Annotated in this window: 29 protein-coding genes; all 29 read left to right on the plus strand. The window is 67.5% G+C overall.

The window, feature by feature from the left end:
- The first annotated feature begins 80 nt into the window (after positions 1 to 80).
- A complete protein-coding gene (gene rpsC / locus VN779_RS10205; RefSeq protein ID WP_325722223.1) occupies positions 81 to 977 on the plus strand; it encodes a 30S ribosomal protein S3 in 897 nt (298 codons plus the stop codon).
- Positions 978 to 980: 3 nt separating this feature from the next.
- On the plus strand, positions 981 to 1,400 hold the full coding sequence (gene rplP / locus VN779_RS10210; protein WP_211468862.1) for a 50S ribosomal protein L16: 420 nt from the start codon (positions 981 to 983) through the stop codon (positions 1,398 to 1,400).
- Positions 1,400 to 1,621, plus strand: a complete 222-nt coding sequence (gene rpmC, locus VN779_RS10215; protein ID WP_324839860.1) for a 50S ribosomal protein L29 — start codon at positions 1,400 to 1,402, stop codon at positions 1,619 to 1,621. Before rplP ends, rpmC begins: the two co-directional genes overlap by 1 nt.
- Positions 1,618 to 1,905 (plus strand): 30S ribosomal protein S17, encoded by a 288-nt coding sequence (gene rpsQ, locus VN779_RS10220; protein WP_325722224.1) that lies wholly within the window; start codon positions 1,618 to 1,620, stop codon positions 1,903 to 1,905. The genes rpmC and rpsQ overlap by 4 nt, the downstream gene beginning before the upstream one ends.
- A gap of 107 nt (positions 1,906 to 2,012) precedes the next feature.
- Positions 2,013 to 2,381 carry a 50S ribosomal protein L14 gene (gene rplN / locus VN779_RS10225; RefSeq protein WP_034266103.1) on the plus strand — a complete coding sequence of 123 codons (369 nt, stop codon included), beginning with the start codon at positions 2,013 to 2,015 and terminating at the stop codon, positions 2,379 to 2,381.
- 14 nt (positions 2,382 to 2,395) lie between these two features.
- A complete protein-coding gene (rplX, locus tag VN779_RS10230) occupies positions 2,396 to 2,755 on the plus strand; it encodes a 50S ribosomal protein L24 (RefSeq protein WP_325722264.1) in 360 nt (119 codons plus the stop codon).
- The gene (gene rplE / locus VN779_RS10235; protein WP_325722225.1) at positions 2,755 to 3,333 is read left to right on the plus strand and encodes a 50S ribosomal protein L5; all 579 of its coding nucleotides are present in this window, start codon (positions 2,755 to 2,757) and stop codon (positions 3,331 to 3,333) included. The genes rplX and rplE overlap by 1 nt, the downstream gene beginning before the upstream one ends.
- Before the next feature lie 2 nt (positions 3,334 to 3,335).
- Positions 3,336 to 3,521, plus strand: coding sequence for a type Z 30S ribosomal protein S14 (locus VN779_RS10240; protein WP_211468866.1), 186 nt, complete (start codon positions 3,336 to 3,338; stop codon positions 3,519 to 3,521).
- A gap of 371 nt (positions 3,522 to 3,892) precedes the next feature.
- Positions 3,893 to 4,291 (plus strand): 30S ribosomal protein S8, encoded by a 399-nt coding sequence (gene rpsH, locus VN779_RS10245; protein WP_325722226.1) that lies wholly within the window; start codon positions 3,893 to 3,895, stop codon positions 4,289 to 4,291.
- Between the two features lie 21 nt (positions 4,292 to 4,312).
- Complete coding sequence (rplF, locus tag VN779_RS10250; protein ID WP_325722227.1) at positions 4,313 to 4,852, plus strand: 50S ribosomal protein L6; 540 nt, start codon at positions 4,313 to 4,315, stop codon at positions 4,850 to 4,852.
- A 2-nt stretch (positions 4,853 to 4,854) separates the two neighbouring features.
- Positions 4,855 to 5,238 (plus strand): 50S ribosomal protein L18, encoded by a 384-nt coding sequence (gene rplR / locus VN779_RS10255; RefSeq protein WP_325722228.1) that lies wholly within the window; start codon positions 4,855 to 4,857, stop codon positions 5,236 to 5,238.
- A 52-nt stretch (positions 5,239 to 5,290) separates the two neighbouring features.
- Entirely contained in the window at positions 5,291 to 5,923 is a 633-nt protein-coding gene (rpsE, locus tag VN779_RS10260; protein WP_325722229.1) for a 30S ribosomal protein S5, read from the plus strand.
- Between the two features lies 1 nt (position 5,924).
- Complete coding sequence (gene rpmD / locus VN779_RS10265; RefSeq protein WP_325722230.1) at positions 5,925 to 6,110, plus strand: 50S ribosomal protein L30; 186 nt, start codon at positions 5,925 to 5,927, stop codon at positions 6,108 to 6,110.
- The gene (gene rplO / locus VN779_RS10270; RefSeq protein WP_325722231.1) at positions 6,110 to 6,571 is read left to right on the plus strand and encodes a 50S ribosomal protein L15; all 462 of its coding nucleotides are present in this window, start codon (positions 6,110 to 6,112) and stop codon (positions 6,569 to 6,571) included. Before rpmD ends, rplO begins: the two co-directional genes overlap by 1 nt.
- A 197-nt stretch (positions 6,572 to 6,768) precedes the next feature.
- Entirely contained in the window at positions 6,769 to 8,097 is a 1,329-nt protein-coding gene (gene secY, locus VN779_RS10275) for a preprotein translocase subunit SecY (RefSeq protein ID WP_325722232.1), read from the plus strand.
- Positions 8,098 to 8,748 carry an adenylate kinase gene (locus VN779_RS10280; protein ID WP_325722233.1) on the plus strand — a complete coding sequence of 217 codons (651 nt, stop codon included), beginning with the start codon at positions 8,098 to 8,100 and terminating at the stop codon, positions 8,746 to 8,748.
- Between the two features lie 37 nt (positions 8,749 to 8,785).
- Positions 8,786 to 9,601, plus strand: a complete 816-nt coding sequence (gene map / locus VN779_RS10285) for a type I methionyl aminopeptidase (RefSeq protein WP_325722234.1) — start codon at positions 8,786 to 8,788, stop codon at positions 9,599 to 9,601.
- A gap of 93 nt (positions 9,602 to 9,694) precedes the next feature.
- Complete coding sequence (locus VN779_RS10290) at positions 9,695 to 10,315, plus strand: DUF1707 domain-containing protein (RefSeq protein WP_325722235.1); 621 nt, start codon at positions 9,695 to 9,697, stop codon at positions 10,313 to 10,315.
- Positions 10,316 to 10,560: 245 nt separating this feature from the next.
- On the plus strand, positions 10,561 to 10,782 hold the full coding sequence (infA, locus tag VN779_RS10295) for a translation initiation factor IF-1 (RefSeq protein ID WP_211468877.1): 222 nt from the start codon (positions 10,561 to 10,563) through the stop codon (positions 10,780 to 10,782).
- Positions 10,783 to 10,823: 41 nt separating this feature from the next.
- Complete coding sequence (gene rpmJ, locus VN779_RS10300) at positions 10,824 to 10,937, plus strand: 50S ribosomal protein L36 (RefSeq protein WP_015883600.1); 114 nt, start codon at positions 10,824 to 10,826, stop codon at positions 10,935 to 10,937.
- Between the two features lie 241 nt (positions 10,938 to 11,178).
- Positions 11,179 to 11,559 carry a 30S ribosomal protein S13 gene (gene rpsM, locus VN779_RS10305; RefSeq protein WP_325722236.1) on the plus strand — a complete coding sequence of 127 codons (381 nt, stop codon included), beginning with the start codon at positions 11,179 to 11,181 and terminating at the stop codon, positions 11,557 to 11,559.
- 70 nt (positions 11,560 to 11,629) lie between these two features.
- Positions 11,630 to 12,043 (plus strand): 30S ribosomal protein S11, encoded by a 414-nt coding sequence (gene rpsK, locus VN779_RS10310; protein ID WP_324853305.1) that lies wholly within the window; start codon positions 11,630 to 11,632, stop codon positions 12,041 to 12,043.
- Positions 12,044 to 12,063: 20 nt separating this feature from the next.
- Positions 12,064 to 12,690 (plus strand): 30S ribosomal protein S4, encoded by a 627-nt coding sequence (gene rpsD / locus VN779_RS10315; RefSeq protein WP_325722237.1) that lies wholly within the window; start codon positions 12,064 to 12,066, stop codon positions 12,688 to 12,690.
- A gap of 129 nt (positions 12,691 to 12,819) precedes the next feature.
- Positions 12,820 to 13,842, plus strand: coding sequence for a DNA-directed RNA polymerase subunit alpha (locus tag VN779_RS10320; protein ID WP_324853309.1), 1,023 nt, complete (start codon positions 12,820 to 12,822; stop codon positions 13,840 to 13,842).
- A gap of 123 nt (positions 13,843 to 13,965) precedes the next feature.
- Positions 13,966 to 14,574 carry a 50S ribosomal protein L17 gene (gene rplQ / locus VN779_RS10325; RefSeq protein WP_349260730.1) on the plus strand — a complete coding sequence of 203 codons (609 nt, stop codon included), beginning with the start codon at positions 13,966 to 13,968 and terminating at the stop codon, positions 14,572 to 14,574.
- Between the two features lie 131 nt (positions 14,575 to 14,705).
- Positions 14,706 to 15,533 carry a tRNA pseudouridine(38-40) synthase TruA gene (gene truA, locus VN779_RS10330; RefSeq protein ID WP_325722238.1) on the plus strand — a complete coding sequence of 276 codons (828 nt, stop codon included), beginning with the start codon at positions 14,706 to 14,708 and terminating at the stop codon, positions 15,531 to 15,533.
- 217 nt (positions 15,534 to 15,750) lie between these two features.
- Positions 15,751 to 16,194, plus strand: a complete 444-nt coding sequence (gene rplM / locus VN779_RS10335) for a 50S ribosomal protein L13 (RefSeq protein WP_325722239.1) — start codon at positions 15,751 to 15,753, stop codon at positions 16,192 to 16,194.
- A 46-nt stretch (positions 16,195 to 16,240) separates the two neighbouring features.
- Positions 16,241 to 16,744 carry a 30S ribosomal protein S9 gene (rpsI, locus tag VN779_RS10340; RefSeq protein WP_349260731.1) on the plus strand — a complete coding sequence of 168 codons (504 nt, stop codon included), beginning with the start codon at positions 16,241 to 16,243 and terminating at the stop codon, positions 16,742 to 16,744.
- A gap of 138 nt (positions 16,745 to 16,882) precedes the next feature.
- The gene (gene glmM / locus VN779_RS10345) at positions 16,883 to 18,232 is read left to right on the plus strand and encodes a phosphoglucosamine mutase (RefSeq protein WP_325722240.1); all 1,350 of its coding nucleotides are present in this window, start codon (positions 16,883 to 16,885) and stop codon (positions 18,230 to 18,232) included.
- Positions 18,233 to 18,241 lie beyond the last annotated feature (9 nt).

The following is an 18,241-nucleotide window of genomic DNA, read 5'->3' on the forward strand; positions in this document are numbered from 1 at the left end:
CGCGCGGCCCGCATCAACAAGCGGACCAGCCACATCACCGTGGTCGTCACGCCGAAGACCACCAAGGGAGGCACCCGCTAATGGGCCAGAAGGTCAACCCGCACGGCTTCCGCCTCGGCATCACCACCGAGCACGTGAGCCGCTGGTTCGCTGACTCCACCAAGGAGGGCCAGCGCTACCGCGACTACGTCAAGGAAGACGTCGCCATCCGCAAGCTCATGTCCCAGGGCATGGAGCGGGCCGGCATCTCCCGTGTCGAGATCGAGCGCACCCGCGACCGCGTCCGCGTGGACATCCACACGGCGCGCCCGGGCATCGTCATCGGTCGCCGCGGCGCCGAGGCGGACCGGATCCGCGGCGAGCTGGAGAACCTCACCGGCAAGCAGGTCCAGCTGAACATCCTCGAGGTCAAGAACCCCGAGATCGACGCGCAGCTGGTGGCCCAGGGCATCGCCGAGCAGCTCTCCGCCCGGGTGGCCTTCCGCCGCGCGATGCGCAAGGGCATGCAGACCTCGGTCCGGGCCGGCGCCAAGGGCATCAAGGTGCAGGTCTCCGGCCGTCTCGGCGGCGCGGAGATGAGCCGGTCCGAGCAGTACCGCGAGGGCCGCGTCCCGCTGCACACGCTGCGCGCGAACATCGACTACGGCTTCTACGAGGCCCGCACCACCTTCGGCCGCATCGGCGTGAAGGTGTGGATCTACAAGGGCGACGTGGCCAACCTGCGTGCCGCGCGCGAGGCCGAGGCCGCCGCGCAGCGTCAGGGCCGTCCGTCCGGCGGTCGTGACGAGCGTCGTGGCGGGGACCGTCCGCGCGGCGGGCGTCCCGGCGGCCGTGGCGAGCGTCCGGCCCGTGGCGGCGGCGAGCGTCGTACCGCCGAGGCCCCTGTCACCGCGCCGACCGAGGCTCCGGCCGAGGTTCCCGCGGCAGTCCACGCGGCGGAGCCGCAAAGCTCTGCACTGCCTCCGAAGGAGGGCTGACCCATGCTGATCCCTCGCAGGGTCAAGCACCGTAAGCAGCACCACCCGTCCCGCTCCGGTGCGTCCAAGGGCGGCAACGAGCTGGCGTTCGGCGAGTACGGCATCCAGGCCCTGACGCCTGCGTACGTGACCAACCGTCAGATCGAGTCCGCGCGTATCGCGATCAACCGGCACATCCGCCGTGGCGGCAAGGTCTGGATCAACATCTACCCGGACCGCCCGCTGACCAAGAAGCCCGCCGAGACCCGGATGGGTTCCGGCAAGGGCTCCCCGGAGTGGTGGGTGGCCAACGTGAAGCCGGGCCGCGTCCTGTTCGAGCTGTCCTTCCCGAACGAGAAGGTCGCTCGTGAGGCGCTGCTTCGCGCCACGCACAAGCTGCCGCTGAAGTGCCGCATCATCAAGCGCGAGGCAGGCGAGGTCTGATGGCTATCGGGACGAAGACGCACGAGTTGCGCGAGCTGAACGATGAGGCGCTCGCCGGCAAGCTGCGCGAGGCCAAGGAGGAGCTGTTCAACCTCCGCTTCCAGCAGGCCACCGGCCAGCTGGAGAACCACGGCCGGATGAAGGCCGTCAAGGCCGACATCGCGCGGATCTACACGATCCAGCGCGAGCGGGAGCTCGGTATCACGGACGGTGCCGAATGAGCGACGAGGTAACCAACGTGGACAGCGCCGAAGACCGCAACCGCCGCAAGGTCCGTGAGGGCCTGGTGGTCAGCGACAAGATGGACAAGACCGTCGTGGTGACGGTCGAGGACCGCGTCAAGCACGCGCTGTACGGCAAGGTCATGCGCCGTACCAGCAAGCTGAAGGCGCACGACGAGCAGAACGCCTGTGGTATCGGCGACCGGGTCCTTCTGATGGAGACTCGGCCGTTGTCCGCGACCAAGCGCTGGCGCGTGGTCGAGATCCTCGAGAAGGCGAAGTAACACAACCCCGCACGCTCTTAATCGAGCACAGCCTCTGCGAAGAGAATGAACCGCCATCCCGCGCCGGGCGACCGGCCGGGGCGGCAGACCACATTCAGGAGTAGAACGTGATTCAGCAGGAATCGCGGCTGCGGGTCGCTGACAACACCGGTGCAAAGGAAATCCTCTGCATTCGGGTTCTCGGTGGATCCAGCCGCCGCTACGCCGGGATCGGCGACGTCATCGTCGCCACCGTCAAGGACGCGCTGCCCGGCGCCGGTGTCAAGAAGGGCGACGTCGTCAAGGCGGTCGTCGTGCGCACCGTCAAGGAGCGCCGCCGGCCCGACGGCTCGTACATCCGCTTCGACGAGAACGCGGCCGTCCTGATCAAGGACGGCGGCGACCCGCGCGGCACCCGCATCTTCGGCCCGGTGGGCCGCGAGCTGCGCGACAAGCGCTACATGCGCATCATCTCGCTGGCCCCGGAGGTGCTGTAGCCATGGCGCACAAGATGAACATCCACAAGGGCGACCTGGTGCAGGTCATCTCCGGCAAGGACAAGGGCCTTCAGGGCAAGGTCGTACAGGCCTTCCCGGAGACCCAGAAGGTCATCGTCGAGGGTGTCAACCGGGTCAAGAAGCACGAGAAGGTCGGCCAGACCGCTCGCGGCGCCAAGACCGGCGGCATCGTCACCGTCGAGGCGCCGATCCACGTCAGCAACGTGATGCTGGTGGTGGAGCACGAGGGCAAGAAGGTCGTCACCCGGGTCGGCTACCGGCGCACCGAGCAGGAGCGCCGCCTGCCCGACGGTTCCACGAAGACGGTCACTCGGTCCGTTCGGTACTCCAAGAAGACCGGTGAGGAGATCTGATGACTGTCGTCGACGAGACCTCCGAGACCAAGGTGGCGCCCCGCCTCAAGGAGCGCTACCGCGCCGAGATCATCGGCGAGCTGCGCAAGCAGTTCGACTACGCCAACGTCATGCAGGTGCCGGGCGTCACCAAGGTCGTCGTGAACATGGGCGTCGGCGACGCCGCCCGTGACTCGAAGCTGATCGACGGCGCGGTGAAGGACCTGACCGCGATCACCGGTCAGAAGCCGACTGTCACCAAGGCCCGCAAGTCCATCGCTCAGTTCAAGCTGCGCGAGGGCCAGCCGATCGGCGCGCACGTCACGCTGCGCGGCGACCGGATGTGGGAGTTCCTTGACCGGCTGGTGAGCATCGCGCTGCCGCGTATCCGCGACTTCCGCGGCCTGTCGCCGAAGCAGTTCGACGGCAACGGCAACTACACCTTCGGTCTGAACGAGCAGTCGATGTTCCACGAGATCGACCAGGACCGCATCGACCGGGTCCGCGGCATGGACATCACCGTGGTCACCACAGCCAAGACCGACGACGAGGGCCGGACGCTGCTCAAGCTGCTCGGCTTCCCCTTCAAGGAGGCGTGATCATGGCGAAGACCGCTCTGATCAACAAGGCCAACCGCAAGCCGAAGTTCAAGGTGCGCGGATACACCAGGTGCCAGAAGTGCGGCCGTCCGCACTCGGTGTACCGCAAGTTCGGGCTCTGCCGCATCTGCCTGCGGACCATGGCGCACGCCGGCGAACTGCCCGGCGTCACCAAGTCCAGCTGGTAGGAACGGACCACAGCTGCCAGGTCACCGGTCAGGAGCAGCCCTCCCGACCGGTTACCATGGAGGAAAGACGTGGGCGCGGCGCCAGCAGGGCGCGGTGTGCATGACACACCGACCCTCTGGCGCCTCGTCACGATGGGCGCTCTAGCGAAAGCGAGTCCGTCGGTACCTCCGCCGCACCAGCGTGAACACGCGGGCGCGCGGAAAGGACCGGCCGCTGGTATCCAACCAGGCGCCTTTGCAATGTAACTACGACGCCGTAGGTCCCCTCGGCGAATCCAAAGGCACCTGGTTGCCGTGTTTTTCACGGTCTCTTCGTGCCCTGCGATGCGCACGAGCCGGAAACCGCGGTGGGAAGGCCTAAGGCCCCACCTATGACCATGACCGACCCGATCGCAGACATGCTCACCCGTCTGCGCAACGGCAACGCGGCGTACCACGACCAGGTCACCATGCCGTACTCGAAGCTCAAGGCCAGGATCGCCGAGATCCTGCAGCAGGAGGGCTACATCGCCTCCTACAAGGCCGAGGAGCTGCAGGTTGGCAAGAACCTGATCATCACGCTGAAGTACGGCCCGAACCGCGAGCGGTCGATCGCCGGCATCAAGCGCATCTCCAAGCCGGGTCTGCGCGTTTACGCGAAGTCCACCAACCTGCCGCGCGTGCTCGGCGGGCTGGGCGTCGCGATCATCTCCTCGTCCTCCGGTCTGCTCACGGACCGTCAGGCCGCCAAGAAGGGTGTGGGCGGGGAAGTCCTCGCCTACGTCTGGTAATCCGGAAGGGAGGCAACAGCCATGTCACGTATCGGACGGCTGCCCATCCCGGTTCCGGCCGGCGTTGAGGTCAGCATCAGCGGGCGCGATGTCACGGTGAAGGGGCCGAAGGGCACCCTGAGCCACACGATCGTCGCGCCGATCGAGATCGAGAAGGCCGAGGACGGCACCCTGCAGGTGACCCGTCCCAATGACGAGCGCGCCGCCAAGGAGCGCCACGGCCTGACCCGCACTCTCGTCAACAACATGATCGTCGGAGTGACCGACGGATACTCCAAGACCCTGGAGATCTCCGGCGTCGGTTACCGCGTGCAGGCCAAGGGCTCGGACCTGGAGTTCGCGCTCGGCTACTCGCACCCGATCACCGTCACCCCGCCCGAGGGCATCGCCTTCCGGGTGGAGGCCCCGACCCGCCTCGTGGTCACGGGCATCGACAAGCAGAAGGTCGGCGAGGTCGCGGCCAACATCCGCAAGCTGCGCAAGCCGGACCCCTACAAGGCCAAGGGCGTGCGGTACCAGGGTGAGGTCATCCGCCGCAAGGTCGGAAAGGCCGGTAAGTAGCCATGCCGTACAGCTTGAAAATCGCCAAGGGCGACGCGAAGAAGTCCGTCGCGCGCAAGCGCCGGCACATCCGCGTGCGCAAGCGGGTCAACGGCAGCGCGGAGCGTCCGCGTCTCGTCATCACCCGTTCCAACCGGCACATCGTGGCGCAGGTCGTCAACGACAAGCTCGGTCACACGCTCGCCTCAGCCTCCACCCTGGAGGCCGGGCTGCGCACCACCGACGGTTCGAAGACTGATCTGTCCCGCCAGGTCGGCAAGCTGGTCGGCGAGCGGGCCAAGGCGGCCGGCATCGACACGGTCGTCTTCGACCGGGCCGGCTACAAGTACCACGGCCGGGTGGCCGCGGTGGCCGACGGCGCCCGCGAAGCGGGGCTGGAGTTCTGATGCAGACCAAGACCAGTGAAACCACACAGCGCAGCGAAAAGAGGGATTCCTGATGCCTCCCCAGCAGCGCCGCGGAGGCGGCGCCGGCGGCGGCCGCGGCGGTGAGGGCGGCGGCGAGCGTCGGGACCGTCGCGATCGCCGCAACCAGGACGCCGCGCCCGCCGCGGAGAAGACCGCGTACGTAGAGCGGGTCGTGACCATCAACCGGGTCGCCAAGGTCGTCAAGGGCGGCCGGCGGTTCAGCTTCACCGCCCTGGTCGTCGTCGGCGACGGCGACGGCACGGTCGGTGTCGGCTACGGAAAGGCCAAGGAGGTGCCCGCGGCGATCGCCAAGGGCGTCGAGGAGGCCAAGAAGCACTTCTTCAAGGTGCCGCGGATCCAGGGCACCGTTCCGCACCCCATCATCGGTGAGGCCGCGGCCGGTGTCGTGCTGCTCAAGCCCGCCTCGGCCGGTACCGGCGTCATCGCCGGTGGTCCGGTTCGCGCGGTGCTCGAGTGCGCCGGCGTCCATGACGTGCTGTCCAAGTCGCTTGGCTCGGACAACCCGATCAACATCGTGCACGCCACGGTGGCCGCGCTCAAGGGCCTGGTCCGGCCCGAGGAGATCGCCGCCCGCCGCGGCCTGCCGCTCGAGGATGTGGCCCCGGCCGCTCTGCTGCGCGCCCGCGCGGGAGTGGGGGCGTGACATGGCGAAGCTGAAGGTCACGCAGGTCCGCTCCAAGATCGGCACCAAGCAGAACCACCGCGAGACGCTGCGGTCCCTGGGCCTCAAGCGGATCAACGACACGGTCGTCAAGGAGGACCGTCCGGAGATCCGCGGTATGGTCCACACCGTCCGTCACCTCGTCGTGGTCGAGGAGGTTGAGGACTGATGTCCGAGAAGACCAAGAGCCACGTCCTCAAGGTCCACCACCTCAAGCCGGCCCCGGGCGCTAAGACCGCCAAGACCCGGGTCGGCCGCGGTGAGGGCTCCAAGGGCAAGACTGCCGGTCGTGGCACCAAGGGCACCAAGGCGCGCTACCAGGTTCCGGAGCGCTTCGAGGGTGGCCAGATGCCGCTGCACATGCGGCTGCCGAAGCTCAAGGGCTTCAAGAACCGGTTCCGCGTCGAGTACCAGGTGGTCAACCTGGACAAGCTCGCCGAGCTGTACCCGCAGGGCGGGGAGGTCACCAAGGCCGACCTGGTCGCGAAGGGTGCGGTGCGCAAGAACGAGCTGGTCAAGGTGCTCGGCACCGGAGAGATCTCGGTGGCGCTGACCGTCAAGGTGGACGCCTACTCGGCCTCCGCCAAGGCGAAGATCGCCGCCGCCGGAGGCTCCACCGAGGAGCTGTAGCAGCGTTCGAAGGCCCGTTTCCGCATGCCGGAAGCGGGCCTTCGGTCCGTACGAGTATCGCCTTGTCGCGCACTTACTGCGTAAGATGTCGCGAGCCGAGGCGATGCCCGGCTGTTCAGCCTTGTCCCTGAACAGAATCAACCCGTCACGCGACCGCCGGGCGCCGCACGGCCCGACGGGGTAGCGCAGGAGGAACTGTGCTCACTGCCTTTGCCCGGGCCTTCCGGACTCCGGACCTGCGCAAGAAGCTGCTTTTCACGCTCGCGATCATGTTCTTGTTCCGCATGGGATCGCACATTCCGGTCCCAGGCGTGAACACCGCCGCGATCCGCCAGTGTGTATCCGGAGCCGGAACCAGCAGCGGCCTCGGCCTGATCAACCTGTTCTCCGGCGGCGCGCTGCTGCAACTTTCCATCTTCGCGCTCGGCATCATGCCGTACATCACCGCGTCGATCATCCTGCAGCTGCTGACCGTGGTGATCCCGCGGCTTGAGACCCTCAAGAAGGAGGGGCAGGCCGGCCAGACGAAGATCACCCAGTACACCCGGTACCTGACCGTGGGCCTGGCGATTCTCCAGTCCACCGGTCTGCTGGCCACCGCGAAGTACTCGCCGCAGAACCTGATCAACGGCTGCACGTCGAACATCATCTACCCGAACGCGAAGACCGAGGCCATGGTGATCATGGTCGCGATCATGGTCGCCGGCACCTCGATCATCATGTGGCTCGGCGAGCTGATCACCGACCGCGGTATCGGCAACGGCATGTCGCTGCTGATCTTCACCTCGATCGCCTCCGGCTTCCCGGGCTCGCTGTGGGCGATCAAGCTGGGCTCCAAGCTCGGCGGCGGCTGGGTGGTGTTCCTCGCGATCATCGCGATGGGCTGCATCCTGGTCGGCTTCGTGGTCTTCATCGAGCAGGGCCAGCGGCGCATCCCGGTCCAGTACGCGAAGAAGCAGGTCGGCCGGCGGATGTACGGCGGCTCCTCGACCTACATCCCGATCAAGGTGAACCAGGCCGGCGTCATCCCGGTCATCTTCGCCTCCTCGCTGCTGCAACTGCCGGTGCTGGTCGCCCAGTTCGCCGACCCCAACGGCACGCACCACTGGTCGGTGTGGGTTCGCCAGGAGCTGGGACTGACCCAAAACGGTTACTCGCTGTATTACTCGGTCGCCTACTTCCTGCTGATCCTGTTCTTCGCCTTCTTCTATGTCGCGATCACGTTTAACCCTGACGAGGTTGCGGACAATATGAAGAAGTACGGCGGCTTCATCCCGGGCATCCGCGCGGGCAAGCCGACCGCCGAATATCTGAACTACATCCTGACCCGGATCACCTGGCCCGGCGCGATGTACCTGGCGCTGATCTCGATCATCCCCATGATCGCCCTGGCCGAGTTCCACACAGGCAGCAAGTTCCCCTTCGGCGGTACCTCGATCCTGATCATCGTGGGCGTAGGCCTGGAGACGGTCAAGCAGATCGAGAGCCAGCTGCAGCAGCACAACTACGAAGGGTTCCTGCGCTAGATGCGTATCGTGCTGGTCGGCCCCCCCGGTGCGGGAAAGGGGACCCAGGCCAAGATCATCGCCGGGAGGCTGGCCATCCCGGCGATCTCCACCGGGGACATTTTCCGCGCCAACGTCGGGGCCGGCACGCCGCTCGGCCTCGAGGCGCGCGGTTACATGGACAAGGGGCTGCTGGTCCCGGACTCCATCACGATCGGCATGGTGCGCGACCGGCTGGCGGACCCGGACGTGGCGGGCGGCTTCCTGCTCGACGGCTTCCCGCGCAACGTGGCGCAGGCCGAGGAGCTGGAGTCGATCCTGGTCGGGCTCGGCACGAAACTCGACGTGGTGCTGGAACTGGTCGTGGACACCGACGAGGTGGTCAAGCGGATCGCCGGGCGCCGGCTGTGCCGTAACGACTCCACGCACATCTTCCACGTGGACTTCCACCAGCCGAAGGTGCCGGACGTGTGCGACGTGTGCGGCGGCGAGCTGTACCAGCGCGAAGACGACAAGGAGGAGACGGTCCGCGAGCGGCTGGCCGTCTACGAGCGGGAGACCGCGCCGATCGTCGGCTTCTACGCGGAGCACGGCCTGCTGTCCAGCATCGACGCGATGGGCCCGCTGGATGAGGTCACCGAGCGCGCGCTGGCCGCACTGAACGACCGCTGATCCCGAACCCGCTGAGTGAACGCCGAGCACCTGAACCATGGTTGAACTGAAGACCGAAGAGCAGTTCGCGCTGATGCGCGAAGCGGGCCTGGTGGTGGCGCGCACCCTTGAGCTGCTGCGCGGCGAGGTCAAGGACGGCGTCACCACCGCGAAGCTCGACGCGCTGGCCGAGGAGTCGATCCGCTCCCAGGACGCGGTGCCCTCGTTCAAGGGCTACGGCGGCGGGCACGGCGCGCCCGAGTTCCCCGGCGTGATCTGCGCCTCGATCAATCACGAGATCGTGCACGGCATCCCCGGCGACCAAGTAGTGCGCGACGGCGACATCATCGCCATCGACTGCGGGGCCATCTACGAGGGCTGGCACGGCGACTCGGCGATCACCGTGGCCTGCGGCGAGGTCGACCCGGAGCTGGCCGAGCTGATGCGGGTCACCGAGGAGTCGATGTGGCAGGGGATCGCCGCGATCAAGGCCGGTGAGCGGCTGAACAACATCGGCCGGGCGATCCAGGGCTACGTGCGCAAGCAGGGCCTGTACGGCATCGTCGAGGGCTACGGCGGGCACGGCATCGGCTCGCAGATGCACATGGACCCGCTGGTCTTCAACCACCGCACGATGGACCGCGGCCCGCGCATGCAGGTCGGTATGGCCCTAGCGATCGAGCCGATGCTGACGCTCGGCCACAAGCAGACCGTCGAGCTGTCCGACGGCTGGACCGTGGTGACCCGGGATGGATCGAGCTCGGCGCATTTCGAGCACACGGTCGCCATCACCACGCAGGGTCTGTGGGTGACCACCGCCTTCGACGGTGGCAAGGAGAAGCTGACCGGGCTGGGTGTCCCGGTCCATCCGTAACAGAAAGTCCGCTGTCCTTTCGGGCTCTGTCCAGCCGAAAGAGACAATCCATTCGGCGTGTCGCACAGTCCGTTCCCGCGCTACACTCGCGATATGTCGCAAGCTGGGGTGCCGGACCCGAATGTCCGGGCGTCGGATGCCGACCGCGAGCGGATCGTGGAGCAGCTTAGGCAGCACACGGCCGACGGCCGGCTCACCATGGACGAGTTCGAGCAGCGGATGGCGGCGGCCTACGCAGCCAAGACCTACGGGGAACTCGCGCAGTTGACCCGGGACCTGCCGGTGGACCTCGGTGCCCGCTCGCGCGGCGCCGGCTTCGGTGCGCCCTTCCCGCAGGATCAGCCGCCCTGGTCCGGCTCGTGGTCGCGCACGAGCGGCGCGGACCAGCCCGGGACCGGCAACGACATGCTCGACACGGTCATCGGCGCCGCGATGAACTGGAAGATGCAGCGGATCGCGGTGCGCGAGCAGATGCGCGCGCAGCGGCACCAGGCCCGCCTCGCGCGCCGGGCCGGCGAGCCGATCGCCTCCGGATTCGTCGGCTGGGCGGTGCTCTCCACCCTGCTGACCGGCATCTGGTTCATGCACGGCGTCACCAGTAGCCACGGCTTCGGCAATTTCTGGCCGATCTGGCCGATCGGGATCCTGGGCTTCTTCACGGTGCTCAAGGCGATCAAGACCGTCACGCTGCGCCGCGAGCTGACTCGCCGCTGACCCGGCCCGAGCTCAATCGGCGTTGAATCGGCCTCGGCTCAACCCCGAACCCTGATGTTCGCGCGGCCGCCGGAATAGGACCCACGGACACCGGGTTCCACCTGCTGCCACGCCGCCGGGCGGGCGCTTGGGCGCGCCCGTTCATCTGGCAATCGGCCGATTGGTGTTTTGCGCAGCCCGCGGCGTAAACTGGCTCGTCGGTCCTGCGACCGCCGCACGAAGTCGTCTACTGAAGAAGCGAGGACATGCCCAAGAAAGAAGGGGCCATCGAGATCGAGGGCACCGTCGTCGAGTCTCTGCCCAACGCCATGTTCCGGGTTGAGCTGCAGAACGGGCACAAAGTTCTCGCGCATATCAGTGGGAAGATGCGGATGCACTACATCCGGATCCTCCCGGACGACCGGGTCGTCGTCGAGCTCAGCCCGTACGACCTGACCCGCGGCCGGATCGTGTACCGCTACAAGTAATCAATATCGTCCGCGATCTCGATCGCTCGAAGGGACCTGATATGAAGGTCAAGCCGAGCGTCAAGCCGATCTGCGACAAGTGCAAGGTGATCCGCCGTCACGGCCGGGTCATGGTGATCTGCGAGAACCTGCGGCACAAGCAGCGCCAGGGCTGAAACAGCCTAGGCGTGCGTGTGCGTATAGCAGGACTCTAGTGAGTCCAAACGCGCTTGCTCGTCGTCTGCGATGACGTCCAGCACCCGTAAGAGCGCGGCATCCCGACCCCGGACAGCGGTGTCCTACCCCGAGTAGGGCTTCGTCAATCCGGACGCCACCCCCGGCACGGAGGCCGGGGACCCCACCTGGGACTGGTGCCGCGCCAGACCTCCGCGAGTAGAACTGAAGGAGCTTGCCGAGATGGCACGCCTTGTCGGCGTCGACCTCCCCCGCGAGAAGCGGCTGGAGATCGCCCTGACCTACATCTACGGTGTCGGCCGTACCCGTGCGCAGGCCACCTGCGCCGGAACCGGCATCTCCCCGGATGTCCGGGTGAAGGACCTGTCCGAAGACGACCTGATCAAGCTGCGCGACTGGATCGACGGCAACTACAAGATCGAGGGCGACCTGCGCCGCGAGGTCGCCGCCGACATCCGCCGCAAGATGGAGATCGGCTGCTACCAGGGCCTGCGGCACCGCCGCGGCCTGCCGGTGCGCGGCCAGCGCACGCACACCAACGCACGCACCCGCAAGGGCCCGCGTCGCGCGATCGCCGGCAAGAAGAAGCCGGGCAAGAAGTAGTCCGCCGCGGTCCTCCGACTCTGTTGGATTAGACAGCGTGGACCGATCACCTCACTTGGAGTACTGCTAGATGCCTCCCAAGAGCCGACAGGCCGCGGGCGCCGCCAAGAACAAGGTGCGCCGCAAGGAGAAGAAGAACGTCGCCCACGGGCACGCGCACATCAAGAGCACGTTCAACAACACGATCGTCTCGATCACCGACCCGCAGGGCAACGTGATCTCCTGGGCCAGCTCCGGCCAGGTCGGCTTCAAGGGCTCGCGCAAGTCGACGCCCTTCGCCGCGCAGATGACCGCAGAGGCCGCCGCCCGCCGCGCCATGGAGCACGGCATGCGCAAGGTCGACGTGTTCGTCAAGGGTCCGGGTTCCGGCCGTGAGACCGCGATCCGCTCGCTGCAGCAGACCGGCCTGGAGGTCGGGTCCATCAACGATGTGACCCCGTCCCCGCACAACGGCTGCCGTCCGCCGAAGCGCCGCCGCGTCTGAGATCCAGGAGATAGAAGGAAATGGCCCGTTACACCGGACCTGACTGCAAGCGGTGCCGCCGCGAGAAGACGAAGCTCTTCCTCAAGGGCGCCAAATGCGAGTCGGCCAAGTGCCCCATCGAGATCCGTCCCTACCCGCCGGGTGAACACGGCCGCGGTCGGACCAAGGACAGCGAATACCTGCTGCAGATGCGCGAGAAGCAGAAGTGCGCGCGCATCTACGGCGTCCTGGAGCGGCAGTTCCGCGGCTACTACGAGGAGGCGAACCGCAAGCAGGGCAAGACCGGCGAGAACCTGCTGCGCATCCTCGAGTCCCGTCTGGACAACGTCGTGTACCGGGCCGGCTTCGCCAAGTCCCGCGACCACGCCCGCCAGCTGGTGCGGCACGGTCACATCCTGCTCAACGGCCACAAGGCGGACATCCCGTCGATGCGGGTCAAGGAGAACGACATCGTCGAGGTCCGCAAGGACTCGCAGGAGCTGACTCCGTTCGTGGTGGCGCGCGCCGAGGTCGGCGACCGCATCGTGCCGGCGTGGCTCGAGGTCGTCCCGTCCCGCATGCGCATCCTGGTTCACTCGCTGCCGGCCCGTCAGGTGATCGACACGCAGGTCCAGGAGCAGCTGATCGTCGAGCTCTACTCCAAGTAAGGCCGTAGAGCACGATTGCGCGTCGGGGTGCCGTTCCCGGGTTATCCTGGGACGGCACCCCACGGCACGTCCGTAGGGGCGTGCCTGGAGGGCGTCAAATAGTGGGCGCCCACTATCCCGGAGGTTCCATTGCTCATCGCTCAGCGTCCCACGCTGACCGAGGAAGTCGTCGACGAGTTCCGTTCCCGGTTCACCATCGAACCGCTGGAGCCGGGCTTCGGTTACACCCTCGGCAACTCCCTGCGCCGCACCCTGCTCTCCTCGATCCCGGGCGCGGCCGTCACCAGCATCCGCATCGACGGCGTGCTGCACGAGTTCCAGACCATCCCGGGCGTCAAGGAGGACGTCACCGACCTGATCCTGAACATCAAGGGCCTGGTCGTCTCCTCCGAGCACGACGAGCCGGTGGTCATGTACCTGCGCAAGCAGGGCCCCGGCATCGTCACCGCCGCCGACATCGCCCCGCCGGCCGGCGTCGAGGTGCACAACCCCGAACTGGTCCTGGCCACCCTCAACGGCAAGGGCAAGCTGGAGATGGAGCTGACGGTCGAGCGCGGCCGCGGCTACGTCTCGGCGGTGCAGAACAAGCAGGCCGGCCAGGAGATCGGCCGCATCCCGGTCGACTCGATCTACTCCCCGGTGCTGATCGTCAAGTACGAGGTGCAGGCCACCCGAGTCGAGCAGCGCACCGACTTCGACAAGCTGGTCGTCGACGTCGAGACCAAGCCGTGCCTGCGTCCGCGCGACGCGGTCGCCTCGGCCGGTAAGACCCTGGTCGAGCTGTTCGGCCTGGCCCGCGAGCTGAACGTCGAGGCCGAGGGCATCGACATGGGCCCGTCCCCGACGGACGCCGCGCTGGCCGCCGATCTGGCGCTGCCGATCGAGGAGCTGGAGCTGACCGTCCGCTCCTACAACTGCCTCAAGCGCGAGGGCATCCACACCGTGGGCGAACTGGTCGCGCGCTCCGAGGCGGACCTGCTCGACATCCGCAACTTCGGCGCCAAGTCGATCGACGAGGTCAAGGCCAAGCTGCACACCATGGGCCTGGCCCTGAAGGACTCCCCGCCCGGATTCGACCCCTCACTCGCCCTGGCCGAGGCCTACGGCAGCGAGGACGACGACCTCGGCTACGCCGAGACCGAGCAGTACTAGAAAGCACACGCGTCCGGGGCCCGATCCGAGGGCCCCGGGACTGCGTCGGTACCACGGTTCGGCGCTCGTGAAGAGCACGCGGAACGCAGTCGGCCGGCGCAGGAACCACAAGGAGAATGAGAAATGCCCACCCCGAAGAAGGGACCCCGCCTCGGCGGGTCCGGTTCGCACCAGAAGCACATGCTGGCGAACCTGGCCAAGTCCCTGATCGAGCACGGCGGGATCACCACGACCCAGGCGAAGGCGCGCGAGCTGCGCCCGTTCGTCGAGCCGCTGATCACCAAGGCCCGCAAGGGCGGCCTGCACAACCGCCGCCAGGTGATGGCCGCGCTGGAGATCCGCAACTCCGCGTTCTACGACGGCGGCGGCGTGATCGCCAAGCTGTTCGAGGAGCTCGGCCCGGCTTTCGCGGAGCGCCCCGGCGGCTACACCCGGATCATCAAGCTCGGCCCGCGTCGCGGCGACAACGCCCCGATGGCCCGCATCGAGCTGGTCGAGGCCCGCACGGTCGCGCAGCAGGCGACCGACGAGGCCACCGCGGCCACCCGCCGCGCGGTCAAGGAGACCCAGGCCAAGCAGGCGGCTCCGGTCGCCGACGAGGTCGAGGACGCCAAGGTCGAGGACACCGAGACCGAGGACGCTGAGATCGAGGCTTCCGCGGACGAGACCGACGCCGAGGAGACCGAGGCCGCGGCCGAAGAATCCGACGCCGACGCCGCGAAGTCCGAGTAACTTCCGACGCTGAGTCGCTACTGACCCAGAGTCAGCCGAGCGGGCGGGAGCATCACGCTCTCGCCCGCTTCGCATTGTTGCGCCCAGTCATTTCGTTTCGCCAAGTATTCGCATCCGGAGCGCACTGAGCAGTGACCGCCGCCACGACCCGCATCCGCCTGGACCTGTCCTACGACGGCACCGAGTTCGCCGGTTGGGCCCGGCAGCGCTCCGGCGTGCGTACGGTCCAGGGCACCGTGGAAGAGGCGCTCACCGCGGTTCTTCGCCTCGCCGAGCCCGCGCAGCTCACCGTCGCCGGCCGCACCGACGCCGGAGTGCACGCCTCCGGGCAGGTCGCGCACGTCGACCTGCCGACCGGCACGTGGAAGGTTCACGCGGACAAGCTGCTCTACCGCCTCTCGGGCAAGCTCCCCATGGACGTGCGTGTCTGGCGCATCAGCGAAGCTCCCACCGACTTCGACGCACGTTTCGCAGCCCTCTCGCGACGCTACGTGTACCGCGTCGGTGATTCGCGGTACGGCGTCGAGCCGATCCGCCGCCGCTTCGTGCTCTGGCACTCGCACGAACTCGACGTCGCCGCGATGAACGCCGCCGCGGCGCTCATGCTCGGCGAGCACGACTTCGCCGCTTACTGCAAGAAGCGCGAGGGCGCCACGACGATCCGCCGCCTCCTCAACCTGCATTGGGAGCGCACCCGACCGGACGAGGTCGAAGCCACCGTCGAAGCCGACGCGTTCTGCCACTCCATGGTCCGGGCCCTCGTCGCGGCCCTGCTCATGGTCGGCGACGGCCGCTGCCCCGCCGAGTTTCCAGCCGAAGTCCTGAGCAGCCTCAATCGCCACCCCGGCGTGAACGTCGTCCCCCCGCACGGCTTGTCCCTCGAAGAAGTCCGCTATCCCGCCGACGAGGAACTGGCCGCCCGCGCGCTGGAAGCCCGCCGCATCCGCACGCTTTGCTAACGCCCGTTTTGGCCGGTCGTCAAGTCTCAGGTAGAATCCATTTTCGTTGTGTGTTCCGCGTTTCGCCGCCTTCTCGCGGCGCGCGCCCGGACTTCGGAAGCGGATCTCCGCGCCACCGAAGAAACCGGGAGGGCACGGTGCCTGATGCCGTAGGTGTCGGTCGTGCCGCCCTACGGGACCTCATCCCAGGTATTCATCATCAAGCGAAGGCGAACCCGTGTCCACGTACACCCCCAAGCCCGGCGAGGTCGAGCAGAAGTGGTACGTCATCGACGCCGCTGACGTCGTCCTCGGCCGGCTCGCCAGCCAGACCGCGATCCTGCTGCGCGGAAAGCACAAGCCGCAGTTCGCACCGCACGTGGACACTGGCGACTTCGTCATCATCGTCAACGCCGACAAGGTCTACCTGTCCGGCAACAAGCGCCAGGACAAGATGGCCTACCGGCACTCCGGCTACCCGGGCGGTCTGCGCGCCGTCAAGTACGGCGACCTGATCGACAAGGACTCCCGCAAGGCCGTCGAGAAGGCCGTGCGCGGCATGCTGCCGAAGAACAGCCTCGGCCGCCAGATGCTGAAGAAGCTCAAGGTCTACGGCGGTGCCGAGCACCCGCACGCGGCGCAGAAGCCCGAGCCGTTCGCGCTGTCCCAGGTCGCGCAGTAACCACTGCCGCTAACAATCTTTCCGATCGAAAAAGGAGTTCGCGGCTGTGTCTGAATTGACCGCCGACGTCGAGGCCGAGGTCTTCGACGAGGACGACGCCCCCGAAAGCTACACCACCGAGTCCGCCCCGGCCTCGGCCCCCGCCCGCCAGCTTGTCGCCACCGTCGCCGCAGGCGGCACCGGCCGCCGCAAGGAGGCCGTGGCCCGGGTCCGGATCATCCCCGGTTCCGGCCAGTGGAAGATCAACGGTCGCTCGCTCGACTCGTACTTCCCGAACAAGGTGCACCAGCAGGAGGTCAACGAGCCCTTCCACGTGCTGGAGCTCGACGGCCGCTACGACGTGATCGCCCGCATCGACGGCGGCGGCATCTCCGGCCAGGCCGGTGCGCTGCGTCTGGGCATCGCCCGCGCGCTGAACGAGGCGGACACCGAGACGAACCGCCCGACGCTGAAGAAGGCCGGCTTCCTGACCCGGGACGCCCGGGTGAAGGAGCGCAAGAAGGCCGGTCTCAAGAAGGCCCGTAAGGCCCCGCAGTACAGCAAGCGGTAGTCTCCGCTACCCTGGCGCGGCTTTGCTGAATGCTTTACGTGCAACCCCGCCGTGCGCGTCTCGCGTACGGTGGGGTTGTTCGTTTGTCCCGCCGGTAATTGGAATTTCCCACACGTCCAACACTTGGGGGTTCGGACCATGGCCCGACTTTTCGGCACCGACGGCGTGCGCGGCCTCGCCAATCGCGAGCTGACCGCGGAACTGGCGCTCGACCTGTCGATCGCCGCGGCGCACGTCCTGGCCGAACTGGGCACTTTCGCCGGGCACCGGCCGCGGGCCGTGGTCGGGCGCGACCCGCGGGCCTCCGGTGAATTCCTCGAAGCGGCGGTCTCGGCCGGACTGGCCTCGGCCGGAGTCGATGTGATCCGGGTCGGCGTGCTGCCCACCCCGGCCGTGGCGCACCTGACCGAGTCGCTGGGCGTGGACCTGGGCGTGATGCTCTCGGCGAGCCACAATCCCGCGCCGGACAACGGAATCAAGTTCTTCTCCCGCGGCGGCCTGAAGCTGGCCGACGAGGTGGAAGAGGCGATCGAGGCGCGGATCGGCGAGCAGTGGGACCGCCCGGTCGGCGTGGGAGTCGGCCGGATCACCGACCTGCCGGACGGCGGCGCGCAGTACATCGACTACCTGGTCTCCACCGTGCCGAATCGGCTCGACGGCCTCAAAATCGTCGTCGACGAAGCGCACGGCGCCGCGTTCCGGGTTTCCCCCGAAGCGCTGCGCAGGCTCGGCGCCGAGGTCGTCGAGATCGGTGTGCAGCCCGACGGCCTCAACATCAACGAAGGCTGCGGCAGCACGCACCTGGACCTGCTGCGCGAAGCAGTGCTCGAACACCAGGCGGACGCCGGCATCGCACACGACGGCGACGCGGACCGATGCCTGGCTGTCGACGCGTCAGGCGAGGTCGTCGACGGTGACCAGATCATCGCCATCCTGGCGCTCACCCTGCGCGAGCACGGCAAGCTGGCCAAGGACACCGTGGTCGCGACCGTGATGGCCAATCTCGGCTTCAAGATCGCGATGGAGCGCGAGGGCCTGACCGTCATCGAAACCGCGGTCGGTGACCGCTATGTCCTGGAGGCCATGCGCGCCGATGGACTGTCCATCGGCGGAGAGCAGTCGGGCCACGTGATCCTGCTCGATCACGCGAACACCGGCGACGGCGTCCTGACCGGCTTGCACCTGCTCGCGCGCGTCGCGGAAACCGGCAAGCCGCTCGGCGAACTCGCGGCCGTGATGCGTCGCCTCCCGCAGATCCTGATCAATGTGAAGGGCGTGGACAAGTCGCGCGTCCACTCGGCCATGCAGATCTCTGATGCGGTCGCCGCGGCGGAGCGCGAACTCGGTGAATCAGGCCGCGTACTTCTTCGCCCTTCCGGCACTGAGCCGATGGTACGCGTCATGGTCGAGGCCGAGTCGCACGACCTGGCCGAATCCATCGCGCACCGCCTGGCCGGCGTCGTGCGCGAGACCCTGTCAGTAGTCTGACGAAGCTAC

Source organism: Actinocrinis sp. (assembly GCF_035605935.1).
Lineage (GTDB): Bacteria > Actinomycetota > Actinomycetes > Streptomycetales > Catenulisporaceae > Actinocrinis.

Bases quoted from the DNA above. Each gene is read 5' to 3' on its own strand.
- rpsC (WP_325722223.1), top strand. From the start codon at position 81: ATGGGCCAGAAGGTCAACCCGCACGGCTTCCGCCTCGGCATCACCACC.
- rplP (WP_211468862.1), top strand. From the start codon at position 981: ATGCTGATCCCTCGCAGGGTCAAGCACCGTAAGCAGCACCACCCGTCC.
- rpmC (WP_324839860.1), top strand. From the start codon at position 1,400: ATGGCTATCGGGACGAAGACGCACGAGTTGCGCGAGCTGAACGATGAG.
- rpsQ (WP_325722224.1), top strand. From the start codon at position 1,618: ATGAGCGACGAGGTAACCAACGTGGACAGCGCCGAAGACCGCAACCGC.
- rplX (WP_325722264.1), top strand. From the start codon at position 2,396: ATGAACATCCACAAGGGCGACCTGGTGCAGGTCATCTCCGGCAAGGAC.
- rplE (WP_325722225.1), top strand. From the start codon at position 2,755: ATGACTGTCGTCGACGAGACCTCCGAGACCAAGGTGGCGCCCCGCCTC.
- VN779_RS10240 (WP_211468866.1), top strand. From the start codon at position 3,336: ATGGCGAAGACCGCTCTGATCAACAAGGCCAACCGCAAGCCGAAGTTC.
- rpsH (WP_325722226.1), top strand. From the start codon at position 3,893: ATGACCATGACCGACCCGATCGCAGACATGCTCACCCGTCTGCGCAAC.
- rplF (WP_325722227.1), top strand. From the start codon at position 4,313: ATGTCACGTATCGGACGGCTGCCCATCCCGGTTCCGGCCGGCGTTGAG.
- rplR (WP_325722228.1), top strand. From the start codon at position 4,855: ATGCCGTACAGCTTGAAAATCGCCAAGGGCGACGCGAAGAAGTCCGTC.
- rpsE (WP_325722229.1), top strand. From the start codon at position 5,291: ATGCCTCCCCAGCAGCGCCGCGGAGGCGGCGCCGGCGGCGGCCGCGGC.
- rpmD (WP_325722230.1), top strand. From the start codon at position 5,925: ATGGCGAAGCTGAAGGTCACGCAGGTCCGCTCCAAGATCGGCACCAAG.
- rplO (WP_325722231.1), top strand. From the start codon at position 6,110: ATGTCCGAGAAGACCAAGAGCCACGTCCTCAAGGTCCACCACCTCAAG.
- VN779_RS10280 (WP_325722233.1), top strand. From the start codon at position 8,098: ATGCGTATCGTGCTGGTCGGCCCCCCCGGTGCGGGAAAGGGGACCCAG.
- map (WP_325722234.1), top strand. From the start codon at position 8,786: ATGGTTGAACTGAAGACCGAAGAGCAGTTCGCGCTGATGCGCGAAGCG.
- VN779_RS10290 (WP_325722235.1), top strand. From the start codon at position 9,695: ATGTCGCAAGCTGGGGTGCCGGACCCGAATGTCCGGGCGTCGGATGCC.
- infA (WP_211468877.1), top strand. From the start codon at position 10,561: ATGCCCAAGAAAGAAGGGGCCATCGAGATCGAGGGCACCGTCGTCGAG.
- rpmJ (WP_015883600.1), top strand. From the start codon at position 10,824: ATGAAGGTCAAGCCGAGCGTCAAGCCGATCTGCGACAAGTGCAAGGTG.
- rpsM (WP_325722236.1), top strand. From the start codon at position 11,179: ATGGCACGCCTTGTCGGCGTCGACCTCCCCCGCGAGAAGCGGCTGGAG.
- rpsK (WP_324853305.1), top strand. From the start codon at position 11,630: ATGCCTCCCAAGAGCCGACAGGCCGCGGGCGCCGCCAAGAACAAGGTG.
- rpsD (WP_325722237.1), top strand. From the start codon at position 12,064: ATGGCCCGTTACACCGGACCTGACTGCAAGCGGTGCCGCCGCGAGAAG.
- rplQ (WP_349260730.1), top strand. From the start codon at position 13,966: ATGCCCACCCCGAAGAAGGGACCCCGCCTCGGCGGGTCCGGTTCGCAC.
- glmM (WP_325722240.1), top strand. From the start codon at position 16,883: ATGGCCCGACTTTTCGGCACCGACGGCGTGCGCGGCCTCGCCAATCGC.